This is a genomic window from Enterobacter asburiae, assembly GCF_024599655.1.
Lineage (GTDB): Bacteria > Pseudomonadota > Gammaproteobacteria > Enterobacterales > Enterobacteriaceae > Enterobacter > Enterobacter asburiae_D.
The window spans coordinates 3,404,575-3,417,278 of record NZ_CP102247.1 but is presented as its reverse complement, the minus strand read 5'-3'; the positions used below and the strand labels follow the sequence as shown (position 1 = coordinate 3,417,278).

Here is a 12,704-nt window from a genome sequence, read left to right as displayed (position 1 = left end):
TATGCACAATGGCTGACAGAGGAGGAAAGAGCATGACCGTTGACAGACTAAAACGCGATCTGCTTAACAAGCTGATCAACGCCCGAATCGACCTGGCCGCGTACCTGCAGTTGAGGAAGGCAAAAGGGTATATGTCAGTCAGCGAAAGCGAACATCTGCGTGATAACCTGTTTGAACTTTGCAATTTCATGCGTGAAAAAGCACCGACCCTGAAGGCGAAATACGGCGAAAGTGAGCTGATCGCCCTGCGCCGCGCCGCTGAGGTGCTCTCCATCGCTGGGGTATGTTTGATGAATGGACGCCACGACTGCCCGAATTTTATCGCTGTTAACGCGGAGAAGCTTGAAAACTGCCTGACCACGCTCTCTCTATGCATCATGTGCCTGAACGAGCACGAGAAGCTTGAACAGCACTGAGCCCAGGGGGAGGCAACTCCCCCTTCTGATTAAGCTTTTGTAAAAGTGGTAACGCGCCCGGATGCAGTGGCTAACCTTTAAGCCATATGCCGATAAAGGAGCGCGTTATGCCTCGATCCTCGCTAATTTTCCTGCCTGCGTTGTTCATTCCGTTTTCGCTTCTTGCTGCGCCAGAGGCGGTCAAGGTCGAGGTGCTGCAAAATAAACTCGATCACCCCTGGTCCCTGGCGTTTCTGCCGGACAATAAAGGCCTGCTGGTGACCCTGAAGGACGGCCAGCTCAAACGATGGCAGGCCGGAAAAGGGCTGTCCGATCCGATTGTCGGCGTGCCGAAGGTCTGGGCAAACGGTCAGGGAGGATTGCTGGACGTGGTCCTCGCCCCGGATTTTGAAAAATCGCGCCGCATCTGGCTGAGCTTCGCCGAAGCAGGGAGTGACGGCAAAGCCGGTACGGTGGTGGGCTATGGCCGATTGAGCGACGATCTGACGCGCATTGAAGCCTTCCAGGTGGTGTTCCGCCAGATGCCGAAACTCTCCACCGGAAACCATTTTGGTGGACGACTGGTGTTCGACGGCAAAGGCGCGCTCTTTATCGGACTCGGCGAGAACAACCAGCGTCCGACGGCGCAGGATCTGGACAAACTGCAGGGTAAAGTGGTGCGCCTCACCGAAGACGGGAAAGTGCCGCCGGATAACCCCTTTGTGAACACCCCCGGCGCGCGACCCGAAATCTGGTCTTACGGCATTCGCAACCCGCAGGGGATGGCGATGAACCCCTGGAGCGACACGCTGTGGCTGAACGAGCACGGCCCGCGCGGCGGGGATGAGATCAACATCCCGGAGAAAGGAAAGAACTACGGCTGGCCGCTGGCGACGCACGGCATTAACTACAGCGGTCTGAAAATTCCAGAAGCCAAAGGCGAGCACGTTGAGGGAACCGAAAAACCGCTGTTCGTCTGGAAAGTGTCACCTGCGGTGAGCGGCATGGCGTTCTACAACAGCGACGTTTTCCCGCAGTGGAAAAACAAACTGTTTATCGGGGCGCTGAAGGAAAAGGACGTGATCGTGCTGAGCGTGGAGGGTAATAAGGTGACGGAAGACGGGCGAATCCTGGGCGATCGGAATCAACGTATTCGCGATGTGCGGGTGGGGCCGGACGGCTATTTATATGTGCTGACCGACGAGACGGACGGGCAGCTGTTAAAAGTCAGCCCGTCCGGTGCGTAATCAGGTGACCGGGATCATCACCACGTTGCGGTATGCTGGGCGATCGCTCAGCTGTTTTAGCCAGCGCTCAAGGTGTGGGCGCGGCGTCCACTTCAGGCCCATATTGGTCAGGTTCCAGACGAACGGTGCCACGGCGATATCGCCTGTGCCGAAGGCTTCACCGGAGAACCAGGCGTGCTTCGCCAGTTCGTCATCCATCATCGCAAACAGGTTTTCGCACGCATCCTGAGCGGCATGAATGGCCGGATAGTCGCGCTCGGCTTCCGGCGTACGGATAAGCCCCATCAGGATCACGCGGTGGGTGGGGGAAAGCGTCTGGTTCGCCCAGTCCATCCACTTTTCGCCCTGAGCGCGTCGGGCCGGGCTTTCTACCCACAGGCGGCCCTGACCGTACTGGGCGGCGAGGTAGCGGACAATGGTGTTGGACTCCCAAAGCGTCGCGTCTGTTTCATCATCGCGCAGCAGCGGCACCAGGCCGTTCGGGTTCATGGCCAGATAGTCGGCCTCTTTGTTTACGCCGAACGACATGCCAGCCATGATTTGATTGAACGGTAAATCCAGCTCCTCGAGCGTCCAGAGCACTTTCTTAACGTTGGTCGAGTTGTTCCTGCCCCAAAGCGTAATCATATTTACTCCTGATGAGATGTGAATCCGGGTCAGCTTTCGCCATGGTGAGATAAACCTAACAATTACGCAACAGAAGACAAAAAAATCGTCTGAATCAAAGCGTATCTGAATGTTATTGCATAAACTTTAATAACTTTACCCTCGTTGGGTTTCTTTAACCGTTTTAGTGCGCTATTACTCATCGCTTCTTGCGACACGGTGATGTGACGTAATTTTTGAATGGACACTCGGGTGGCATTTATGACGCGTAAAATGACTTCTCTGCGCAGCCTTGCGACAGGCTCTGCGCTCCTTTTCCTGTTTGCACCAACTCTCTATGCAGCTGAACAGGCTGCGCCCGAAGCGCCGCCTGTGGATGCGCGCGCCTGGATCCTGATGGATTATTCCAGCGGTAAAGTGCTGGCGGAAGGGAATGCGGATGAGAAACTCGATCCGGCAAGCCTGACCAAAATCATGACCAGCTACGTGGTAGGCCAGGCGCTAAAAGCGGGCAAGATCAAGCTGGACGATATGGTCACCATCGGGAAGGATGCCTGGGCCACCGGCAACCCGGCGCTGCGCGGGTCTTCCGTGATGTTCCTGAAGCCAGGAGATCAGGTCTCCGTTTCCGATCTGAATAAAGGGGTAATTATTCAGTCGGGAAATGATGCGTGCATCGCGCTGGCCGATTACGTTGCCGGCAGTCAGGATTCTTTCATTGGCTTGATGAATGGCTATGCGCAGAAACTGGGCTTAACCAACACGACGTTCAAAACGGTTCACGGTCTGGATTCGCCGGGACAGTTCAGTACCGCACGCGACATGGCGCTGCTGGGGAAAGCGCTGATCCACGACGTGCCGGATGAATACGCCATCCATAAAGAGAAAGAGTTTACCTTCAATAAAATCCGCCAGCCGAACCGCAACCGCCTGCTGTGGAGCAGCAACGTTAACGTGGACGGAATGAAAACCGGCACCACGGCGGGCGCAGGCTATAACCTGGTGGCCTCCGCGACCCAGGGCGACATGCGCCTGATTTCGGTGGTGCTGGGCACCAAAACCGACCGTATTCGCTTTAATGAGTCAGAAAAACTGCTGACCTGGGGCTTCCGCTTCTATGAAACCGTGACGCCGATTAAACCGGATGCCACCTTCGTCAGCCAGCGCGTCTGGTTCGGTGACAAGAGCGAAGTGAATCTGGGCGCTGGTGAGGCCGGTTCCGTGACCATTCCGCGCGGTCAGCTGAAAAACCTGAAGGCCAGCTACACCCTGACCGACCCGCAGCTCACGGCGCCGCTGAAAAAAGGCCAGGTGGTCGGGACGATTGATTTCCAGCTAAACGGTAAGTCGATTGAACAGCGTCCGCTGATTGTGATGGAAGCGGTGGAAGAGGGCGGCTTCTTCAGCCGGATGTGGGATTTCGTGATGATGAAATTCCACGGGTGGTTTGGCAGCTGGTTCAACTAAGTTTTTTGCCGGGTGGCGCTGCGCTTACCCGGCCTACGTTCGAGCCGCTGTAGGCCGGGTAAGGCGAAGCCGCCACCCGGCATAACCTCAATACATCAACTTCACCTGCTGCGCCTTCGCGTGGGCCACGATCTCGTCGTCCGGGCGGCAGTCGCTGACGATGGCGTCAAACTGCGCCAGCTCGCCCATTCTCGCAGAACGCACCTTACCAAACTTGCTGTGATCGACCACCAGCACATGGTACTGCGCCGCGCTTAACGCCCAGTGTTTCACCGGCAGCTCTTCCAGGTTAAAGCAGGTCGCGCCCTGACGCACGCTGATGCCCGCGGCCGAATAAAACGCGATATCCGGGCATAAATTGCTGAGCGTGTCCTGCAGGTTAAGCGGCTTAAAGATGGCGTTGCTGGCGTGAAACTCACCGCCGCAGAGGATCACCCGGCACTCGGGTTTCTCCTGAAGCGCCAGAAAGGTGTTCAGGGAGTAGCACACGGCGGTGAAAGGAATGCTGCTGTCGATGGCTTCGATAATCCACGGCGTGGTCGTTCCGCAGTCAAAAAACAGCGTCTGGTGCGGCTGTACCAGTGAGGCCGCAAGCCGTGCGGCTTTGCGTTTCTCTTCCACCAGGCGCGTCTTCTGGTCGCTGATCAGGTAATGGCTGGCGCTGCGCGGCTCAAGCACAATATACCCGCCCAGCAGCACGACGGGCGCGCTTTCGCTGTTCAGATCCCGACGAATGGTCATCTCTGAGACGCCGAGGAGGTTGGCGGCTTCCTTAAGATGCAGCTTATCGCTGCGCTTCAGCGCCTGTAGCAGCTGAGCAATGCGGTCATCGCGACGTGTTTCCATAGTCCCTCGGGATAAAAAAAGTGAACCCCCGCAGGGCGGGGGGTCAAGTGTAACCTGTCAGGTTGGGGTTAGTCACGTATCCAGCCTTTGCGGATCGGGATAGCGAAAATGGCGCGATAGAGTGAAGACAGCGTGCGGTAGAGCGCTTCACCGAAGAGGCTCCACAGGATAGCCGCGCTCACGCAGCCAATCAGCCCGACCAGGAAACCGCCCACCATATCCAGCGGCCAGTGAACGCCCAGGTAAACGCGAGACCAGGCAATTGCCAGGGCCGCCACCATCAGGACCGCACCGGACCACAGGCGATGCCAGAACAGGAAAGCCAGCGCGAAGGTGAAGATCACCGTACCGTGATCGCTCGGGAACGAGTCATCCGGCGCGTGGTGCAGAAAGGTATAGCCGACATGATCGACAAAAGGACGATCGTGCGGGAAGGCGTGACCCAGAATGTAGCTCAGCAGTACGCTTACCCCGAGTGCCATCGCCACTTTAATCACCAGCTGGCGCTGCGCCTTCACCTGGCTGCGGGGCCCCCACAGCCAGAGAATCGCAGCCAGTACAGGCACGATACTGATCAGATCTTTTGCCAGGAAGGTGGCAAAATCGATCGTCCACTCAGGCGAGGCTGGCGTGGCGTTGATCAGATAAAACAGCTGATAATTCAGATTCTCTAACATAGCGTTATCACTCTTTAGCAAACCGGGTGGAAACAAGCCCGTAGACCACCACCTGAGAAAACCAGACCCACCACCCGGCCCACAGGTTGTGAGAGAAAAAATGCGCCCCGCGCATGACCTGGCCGTAGCCCATCGCCAGACCTAACACCACGCCCAGCGCGACGAAGCACCAGGCGAGACGCGGACGCTCGCGCCAGAAGGCAAAAAACAGCCCCATCACCATAAAGCCGCTGGAGGCGTGACCGCCGGGGAAACAGCGCCCCGGACCGCTGTCAGCAGGGACGGCGCTGAACAGGGGATAAGACACAGCCTTACCGCCATATTCCACCAGATCCCACGGGCAGCTGTGATGGCTCACGCTTTTCAGCACGCCCACCACCAGCGCGCCTACGCCCATCAGCAGCGCCGCCGTGACCAGCCTTGCGTTACGCTTGTAAGCGCCGTAAAACAGCGCCACGGCACCTAAGGCGATGGCAATGTACTTCGCCAGACGGTGGTTCAGCAGATCCAGCAGATGATCTTTCTGCAGCGGGAAGCTCTGCGTTGTCGCGTCATACCAAAAGCCGGTGATCCACCTGTCGAGTGCTTCATTGCGCGATAGCCACGTGAAAAGCACGGCAAGGGCAATCAGTACGAAAAGCTGATAACCATAAAAGCGGCCCGGCAAGCGGTAAAGTCGTTTTGTCTTATTTGTCTGTAAGTTAGACAATTCTGAACGGCTGGAGGTGAGTGCCATAATTTGGGGTCGTTGACGAGTAATGGGGGTATCATAAATCTGTCAAATTAAGGAAACCTTAAACGAAGACGATATGTGCTTTATTTCTGTTTACCCTCGATAAATCACTATCTCGGGCTGCGGCATTTCATTAAACTCGTCGCGATTTTGTCATTATTAAGAGATTGCATGTTAAACCGTTCTTCTTCTGGTTCACGTCTGGGTCGTCAGGCGTTGCTTTTCCCCCTGTGTCTGGTGCTCTACGAATTTTCTACCTATATCGGCAACGATATGATCCAGCCCGGTATGCTGACCGTTGTGGCGCAGTACAACGCGGGAATTGAGTGGGTACCGACCTCCATGACCGCCTATCTGGCCGGCGGCATGTTTTTGCAGTGGCTGTTAGGGCCGCTGTCGGATCGTATTGGCCGCCGTCCGGTGATGCTGACGGGCGTGGTGTGGTTCATCGTCACCTGTCTCGCCACGCTGCTGGCGCAAAACATTGAACAATTTACCCTGCTGCGCTTCCTGCAGGGGGTGAGCCTGTGCTTTATCGGCGCCGTGGGGTATGCCGCCATTCAGGAGTCGTTTGAAGAGGCGGTGTGTATCAAAATTACCGCGCTGATGGCGAACGTCGCGCTGATCGCCCCCTTACTCGGGCCGCTGGTGGGTGCCGCGTGGGTGCACGTTGCGCCGTGGGAAGGGATGTTTGTGCTCTTTGCGCTTCTCGCCGCCTTCGCGTTCTTTGGCCTGCACCGTGCGATGCCGGAAACGGCCACCCGCATCGGCGAGAAACTCTCGCTGAAAGAGCTGGGTCGGGATTACAAAGAGGTGCTGAAGAATGGCCGCTTTGTGGCGGGTGCGCTGGCGACCGGGTTCGTTAGCCTGCCGCTGCTGGCGTGGATCGCGCAGTCGCCGGTCATTATCATCAGCGGTGAAAAGCTCAGCAGCTACGAGTATGGCCTGCTGCAGGTGCCGATCTTTGGCGCGCTGATTATTGGGAACCTGGTGCTGGCACGTCTGACGTCACGCCGCACCGTGCGTTCACTGATTATCATGGGCGGCTGGCCGATTGCGGCAGGGCTGATTCTGGCGGCGGTGGCGACCGTCGCGTCATCCCACGCCTACCTGTGGATGACGGCGGGGCTGAGCCTCTATGCCTTCGGAATTGGCGTGGCTAACGCCGGGCTGGTGCGCCTGACGCTGTTTGCTAGCGAGATGAGTAAAGGCACGGTCTCAGCGGCGATGGGGATGCTGCAGATGCTGATTTTTACCGTCGGTATTGAGGTGAGCAAGCATGCCTACGCGATGGGCGGCAACGGGCTGTTCAGCCTGTTTAACCTCGCCAACGGCGCGCTGTGGGTTGGCCTGATGGTGGTGTTCCTGAAAGACAAACGCGTCGGAAACGCCCTGCAACCATAATCTTTTTTCCCTCGCCCCTCCGGGGTGTACGGTCTGGGGACATGGTAGACAGGTGTTCGGGGACATGGTGAACACTTTTTAACATCCTTTACCCATGGTGATCGACTTTTTCCTCAGGTCGATCACCCCCACTTTCGTGCTGTACCACCACACCTCGTAGCTGCCGTCTTCCCGCATCTCCTTCAGCCCGACCCGTTCTCCCCTGAACGCCTTGCCTGCGCTCAGACTTACCCCTTTCACGCTCAGCTTTCCGCTGATATCCACCTTCCTGACCATCACGCCCTCGTCGTATTCCGGGGGCGTTGTGTTGCCGCTGTACTGCCGCGCTGACGGCTGATACCGCGAGCCCGGTACCGCCATATCCAGCGCCTCGTGCGGGCGTTCAAGGTTGTACACCGTGCGCCAGTGGTCGAAGGCGCGCTGCAGCTCACCGCTGTCTGCGAACCATTTTCCCTGCAGCACTTCCGCCTTCAGGCTGCGGTGAAAACGCTCCAGCTTGCCCTGCGTCTGCGGATGATAAGGCCGGGAGTGCCCCACCCGGATACCGTGGCGCATCAGCCACAGCTCCAGCGCCGTCCAGGTGCCGGTGGTGTCGCCCCACGGTGAGCCGTTATCCATCGTCATCCGGTCCGGCAGGCCGTAACGCTCAAACACGCTGACAAGCTGCTGCTGCACGGTCTCGCGGCGTTCATCAGTACAGTGCGCCAGGCACAGGGAAAAACGGGAGTGGTCGTCCAGCAGGGTGAGCGGATGGCAGCGGCCGCCGCCAAAGGGAAAGTGGCCCTTAAAATCCATCTGCCAGAGGCGGTTCGGCGCATCATGTTCGAACCGTCCCGTGGGGGAAATACCCGGTGAAGCGCCCGGCAGCAGGCCATGGCGGGCCATCAGGTTATGGACGGTGCTGAAGGCGGGCATGCGGTGCCCCCGGTCCTCGAGCCAGCGCTTTATCTTGCGGGCTCCCCAGCGTTCATGGCGGTCATGTGCCATGCGCAGCAGGGCGGTGATGTCGTCAGATGAGCGGTTCGGGGAATGGTGCGGTATACGGGGCCGGTCCTGAAGGCCGGCGGCACCTTTCTCCGCCCAGCGGCGAAGCCACTTGTAGGCGGTGGCAGGTGAAATGCCGTAGTGACGGCAGAGGGAACGGATGTTCGCCCCGTCCTGCGAGGCGAACAAAACAAACTCGGTACGTAATGACATGGTATCTCTCGCATCCCAGGGCATAAGCGACTCCATAAACGGGTTCTTATGCCTTAGTTGTAAGTGTCTACCATGTCCCCGAACAAGTGTTCACTATGTCCCCGGACCGTACAGGGGAGAGGGCCAGGGTGAGGGGCGAGGGCACCAGACCGCCCGCGGTCAATTAAACGGCGCCTCCCCGTTCAACACCTTCTCAATCACGTCTAAAACGCCTTCATCGTTATTGTGCGGCGCTTCAAAACGCGCCACCGCTTTAATATGCGGTCTGGCATTCGCCATCGCAAAGCTGAACCCGGACTGACGCAGCATCTCCACGTCGTTGCCGCTGTCGCCGAAGGCCACCACTTCGCTGTCGTCAATACCCCAGCGCTTTTGCAGGATCCGCAGACCGTTGGCTTTATGCACGCCGGGGATGATCAGGTCGATACTGCCGTGACCGGTCGTGACGGGCACCATGATGTCGCTCAGCTTTTCATGCAGCAGCGCCTGAATCCGCGGAATTTCATCGTCAGACACGTTAAGCCCGAACTTGAAGAAAATATCGTTCAGGTTGTCAAAATCACTCACCATTTCGAGACGGTGATAGTACTTCGCCGCGATATCCTTAAAGCCCTCGTCATAGCATTTCAGCGTGTACGCGCTGCTCTTCCCGCAGGCGATGATCTCAATGCCCGGAACGTCGTTTAAGACGGTCGCGACGGTCTCGAAATGGGCTTTCGACAGTTCGCCGTTAAAGACATCCTCACCTTCGCTCACGACCCAGCCGCCGTTTTCGGCGACGAAGGCAATTTCATGCGCGATCTCCGGGAAAAAGGAGATCAGCTGGTAGTACTGGTTGCCGCTGGCGACCACAAAGCGAATGCCTTGCGCCTTCATGCGGGCGTACTGCGCCAGAAAGCGCGGCCGATTATAGGTCTTGGCATCGCTCAGAAAAGTACCATCCATGTCGACGGCGATCAGTTTAACGCTCATATCCCTTCTCCAGTGTCGTTTGATTCGTTTCCGGCTTTGCCACCGCGCGCGCCACCAGCGCCGCGATGATGACCAACCCTAACACCACCAGCATGGCGCTGCGCAGCCCGTAGTGCTCGCCGAGGAAGCCGAGCAGCGGTGGCCCGACCAGGAAGGCGAGATAACCCGTGGTTGCCACCACGCTGACGCGCGTCGGGGCATCCGGGCCGGTGTCGCTGGCGGCTGAAATGGTCAGCGGGAAGCCGAGCGACGCGCCCAGTCCCCAGAGGATCACCGAGACCCCGGCAATCCAGTCCACGTCGACAAAGATGATCATCGCTATACCCAGGCCGCCCAGCAGGGCGCTGGCGCGCACCACCGCCACGCGGCTGTAGCGGTCGATAAACCAGCCGCCGGTGAAGCGACCCACGGTCATCCCCAGCGTAAACCCGGCGTAAATCAGCGAGCCGGAGGTTGGGCTAAAGCCGTGACCGTCTACCATCAGCAGCGGCAGCCAGTCGTTGGCAGAACCTTCCGCGAATGCCATCGCCAGCACCACCACGCCGATCAGCATCAGCTGGAAATCGCGGTAGAAGGGCAGCCCTTTTTCGGCTGAGTGCTGTTCGTCAGCGGAGTTTTTGCCGGTACCGTCCGGGATGGCCCGGATGCCGGTCAGAATCGGAACGATACACACCAGCGCCGCCAGCAGGATATGCAGATTCGCGCTCACGCCGGTGGCCGTCAGCGCCATCCCCACGCCCGCACCGGCCAGCGTGCCGAGGCTGTAAAAACCGTGCATCATCGGCAGCACGGTTTTGTTCATCTCACGTTCGACCGCCGCCCCTTCAACGTTGATGGCAACTTCAGCCGAACCGAAGCTGCCGCCAAATACCGTCAGGCCCAGGGCGAACAGCACCGGCGAGGCAAACCACAGCGCCACGCTCAGTATCCCCATCCCGAACACGGCAAAGCACATGGTGGTGCGGATCACCGCCCGCGTACCAAAGCGCTTCACCAGCCACGCGGAGCAGAGAATGCCGCTCATGGAGCCTATCGACAGGCCGAACAGCACGATGCCCATCTCGGCGGTAGAAACGGACAAAATATCGCGAATGGCGGGGGTGCGCGTGGCCCAGGAGGCCATCAGCAGGCCGGGAATAAAGAAGAACATAAACAGCGCCCACAGGCGTCGCTGCAGGGCTTTACGGGGGGAGGTCAGCGTCATTGGGGTAGCACCAGAAGTACAACAATAGCGACAACACTAGCAAGTTTGTGTACATTTGTACACAAACCACGTGAGGAATTTATGAGCAGACCACCGAACGATCCGCATCGACGGGAGAAGATCCTGCAGGCAACGCTCGATACCATTGCCGAGCACGGTATTCACGCCGTCACGCACCGTAAAATCGCCACCTGCGCGGGCGTGCCGCTGGGGTCGATGACCTACTATTTCGACGGCATGGAGCCGCTGCTGGAGGAGGCCTTCACGTGGTTTACCCGGCAGATGTCGCAGCAGTACCGGGATTTCTTTGCCGGGGTCACCGGGCCGGAAATGGCGTGCGAATCTATCACCACGCTGATCCACAGCTCCCAGGTGACCACGCCGCACAACATGGCGCTGATGTATCAGCTCTACGCCTTTATGCACCGCAGCGCGGCGCTCAAAACGGTGATGCAGGACTGGATGAAGATGAGCCAGACCACGCTGGAGCAGTGGTTCGACCCTGTCACCACCCGCGCGCTGGACGCGTTTATCGAAGGGATGACGCTGCACTATGTCACCGACCGGACGCCGTTAACCCGCGAAGAGATCCGGGCGATGGTGGGCAGGATTGCGGGCGAGAGCGGCCGCTAGGTTGCGCCCGCGGTCATATTGACCGTGGTTCCCGTGATGGCGCCTGCCGCATCTGAGGCCAGAAACGTAATCGTGTCTGCCACCTGTGCCAGCGTTGGCAGGCTATGCGTCAGGGTACTTTGCGCGGCACCGCCGAGAAACTGCTCAACCGTAATTCCCATCGCCTGCGCCTTGGCGGCGAAAATGGTCCCCACATACGAACCCGCCTGCACCGCGTCGGCTATCGCGTGCGAACGCACGCACAGCACGCGAATATTGTGTGTCCCCAGCTCAACCGCAAGCGCTCGGGTCAAGGCTTCCGTTCCCGCGCAGCCGACGATATGCCCGAGGTGGCCCGCCATTGTCATAGTGGCGGCGGGGGCGACGACGGTAATTATGGTCCCGCCATGCTCGCCGCCCATGCGGGGCGACGCTGCTTTCGCAATGTTAAAGTACGCGGCCAGGAAGGGGGCGAAACCCTGCCTGAACTCGCCGAGCGTTAACGCCTCAAGGCGTTTACCCTGATCGTGCATAAAGCCCGTGGCGTTGACGACGACATCAATGCGGGCAAGGTCCGGAAGCTGCGAGGAGTCATCTAGCGCATCGAAAATAAACGTGCTGGCAGACCCTCCGGCGGCGCGAATTCGGCTGGCGACCCGCTCCAGCCTGGCGTGGTCGCGCGCGGCGAGGTACACATCCGCCCCTTCACGCGCCAGAGCGTGCGCCGCTGAACTGCCAATGGTGCCGCTGCCGCCGAAGATGACGGCGGTTTTGTTTTTCAAGCCCATACCTGCATACCCTCACCAGGATCAACCCTCAAAAGTATGTGCCGGGTTTCGGCTGATGCAACCTGGCCGATGGGTGGGGTATGCGGCTGGCAGGCCTTACTGCGCCATTTTCAATGGGTTACTTTGGCGAGATTTTTTTCCCGCTGGCGTCCACGACGGCTTCGCCATCCTCTTTCGTAAACGCCCCTTTCTGCACATCGGGCAGGATGTCGAGGACAACTTCAGAAGGGCGGCACAGGCGGGTGCCCAGCGGCGTTACCACGATCGGACGGTTAATCAGGATCGGGTGTTGCAGCATAAAATCGATAAGCTGCTCGTCGGTGAACGTATCTTCGGCAAGGCCGAGCTGCTCATAGGGCTCCACGTTTTTACGCAGCAGGTCCCGCACCGAAATGCCCATATCGGCAATCAGGGTGGTCAGCTTATTGCGCGACGGCGGGGTTTCCAGATAAAGGATAATCTCTGGCTCCGTGCCGCTGTTGCGGATCATCTCCAGCGTGTTGCGCGAGGTTCCGCAGGCCGGGTTGTGGTAAATGGTGATGTGGCTCATATCAGT

14 protein-coding genes are annotated in these 12,704 nt (G+C 58.6%); 5 read left to right on the top strand and 9 right to left on the bottom strand.

Features of this window, described 5'->3' with window-relative positions; genetic code table 11:
* Positions 1–32 precede the first annotated feature (32 nt).
* On the top strand, positions 33–416 hold the full coding sequence (bssR, locus tag NQ230_RS16325) for a biofilm formation regulator BssR (RefSeq protein WP_023310914.1): 384 nt from the start codon (positions 33–35) through the stop codon (positions 414–416).
* 107 nt (positions 417–523) lie between these two features.
* Complete coding sequence (locus tag NQ230_RS16320) at positions 524–1,642, top strand: PQQ-dependent sugar dehydrogenase (protein WP_257258248.1); 1,119 nt, start codon at positions 524–526, stop codon at positions 1,640–1,642.
* On the opposite strand, the gene NQ230_RS16315 is transcribed toward NQ230_RS16320, so the two are convergent.
* Positions 1,643–2,269, bottom strand: a complete 627-nt coding sequence (locus tag NQ230_RS16315) for a glutathione S-transferase family protein (RefSeq protein ID WP_121425685.1) — start codon at positions 2,267–2,269, stop codon at positions 1,643–1,645.
* A 240-nt stretch (positions 2,270–2,509) separates the two neighbouring features.
* On the opposite strand from NQ230_RS16315, the gene dacC reads away from it, so the two are divergent.
* On the top strand, positions 2,510–3,715 hold the full coding sequence (gene dacC / locus NQ230_RS16310) for a serine-type D-Ala-D-Ala carboxypeptidase (RefSeq protein ID WP_257258246.1): 1,206 nt from the start codon (positions 2,510–2,512) through the stop codon (positions 3,713–3,715).
* A gap of 87 nt (positions 3,716–3,802) precedes the next feature.
* Here the strand turns inward: dacC and deoR are convergent, their stop codons facing one another.
* The 3 genes from deoR to NQ230_RS16295 form a co-directional block, all read right to left on the bottom strand.
* Positions 3,803–4,561 carry a DNA-binding transcriptional repressor DeoR gene (deoR, locus tag NQ230_RS16305; protein ID WP_257258245.1) on the bottom strand — a complete coding sequence of 253 codons (759 nt, stop codon included), beginning with the start codon at positions 4,559–4,561 and terminating at the stop codon, positions 3,803–3,805.
* 68 nt (positions 4,562–4,629) lie between these two features.
* Positions 4,630–5,238 (bottom strand): undecaprenyl-diphosphate phosphatase, encoded by a 609-nt coding sequence (gene ybjG / locus NQ230_RS16300; protein ID WP_257258244.1) that lies wholly within the window; start codon positions 5,236–5,238, stop codon positions 4,630–4,632.
* Positions 5,239–5,245: 7 nt separating this feature from the next.
* Positions 5,246–5,974: a phosphatase PAP2 family protein gene (locus NQ230_RS16295; protein ID WP_257258242.1), complete on the bottom strand. Its 729-nt coding sequence runs from the start codon at positions 5,972–5,974 to the stop codon at positions 5,246–5,248.
* Between the two features lie 168 nt (positions 5,975–6,142).
* Here NQ230_RS16295 and NQ230_RS16290 point away from each other — a divergent pair, with 168 nt between their 5' ends.
* Entirely contained in the window at positions 6,143–7,375 is a 1,233-nt protein-coding gene (locus tag NQ230_RS16290) for an MFS transporter (RefSeq protein ID WP_257258240.1), read from the top strand.
* Between the two features lie 78 nt (positions 7,376–7,453).
* Here NQ230_RS16290 and NQ230_RS16285 read toward each other — a convergent pair whose 3' ends face one another.
* From NQ230_RS16285 to NQ230_RS16275, 3 genes are all read right to left on the bottom strand, one after another.
* Positions 7,454–8,596 (bottom strand): IS481 family transposase, encoded by a 1,143-nt coding sequence (locus NQ230_RS16285; protein WP_442778909.1) that lies wholly within the window; start codon positions 8,594–8,596, stop codon positions 7,454–7,456.
* A 135-nt stretch (positions 8,597–8,731) separates the two neighbouring features.
* The gene (locus tag NQ230_RS16280; RefSeq protein ID WP_121425689.1) at positions 8,732–9,544 is read right to left on the bottom strand and encodes a Cof-type HAD-IIB family hydrolase; all 813 of its coding nucleotides are present in this window, start codon (positions 9,542–9,544) and stop codon (positions 8,732–8,734) included.
* Complete coding sequence (locus NQ230_RS16275; protein ID WP_159513727.1) at positions 9,534–10,748, bottom strand: MFS transporter; 1,215 nt, start codon at positions 10,746–10,748, stop codon at positions 9,534–9,536. The genes NQ230_RS16280 and NQ230_RS16275 overlap by 11 nt, the downstream gene beginning before the upstream one ends.
* A gap of 81 nt (positions 10,749–10,829) precedes the next feature.
* Between NQ230_RS16275 and NQ230_RS16270 the strand changes: the two genes are divergently transcribed.
* Complete coding sequence (locus NQ230_RS16270) at positions 10,830–11,381, top strand: TetR/AcrR family transcriptional regulator (RefSeq protein WP_193940163.1); 552 nt, start codon at positions 10,830–10,832, stop codon at positions 11,379–11,381.
* Here the strand turns inward: NQ230_RS16270 and NQ230_RS16265 are convergent.
* Together NQ230_RS16265 and arsC are read right to left on the bottom strand one after the other, a co-directional pair.
* The gene (locus NQ230_RS16265) at positions 11,378–12,148 is read right to left on the bottom strand and encodes an SDR family NAD(P)-dependent oxidoreductase (RefSeq protein WP_257258238.1); all 771 of its coding nucleotides are present in this window, start codon (positions 12,146–12,148) and stop codon (positions 11,378–11,380) included. The genes NQ230_RS16270 and NQ230_RS16265 overlap by 4 nt on opposite strands.
* Positions 12,149–12,266: 118 nt before the next feature.
* Positions 12,267–12,698: a glutaredoxin-dependent arsenate reductase gene (gene arsC / locus NQ230_RS16260; RefSeq protein WP_121425692.1), complete on the bottom strand. Its 432-nt coding sequence runs from the start codon at positions 12,696–12,698 to the stop codon at positions 12,267–12,269.
* Positions 12,699–12,704: the final 6 nt, after the last annotated feature.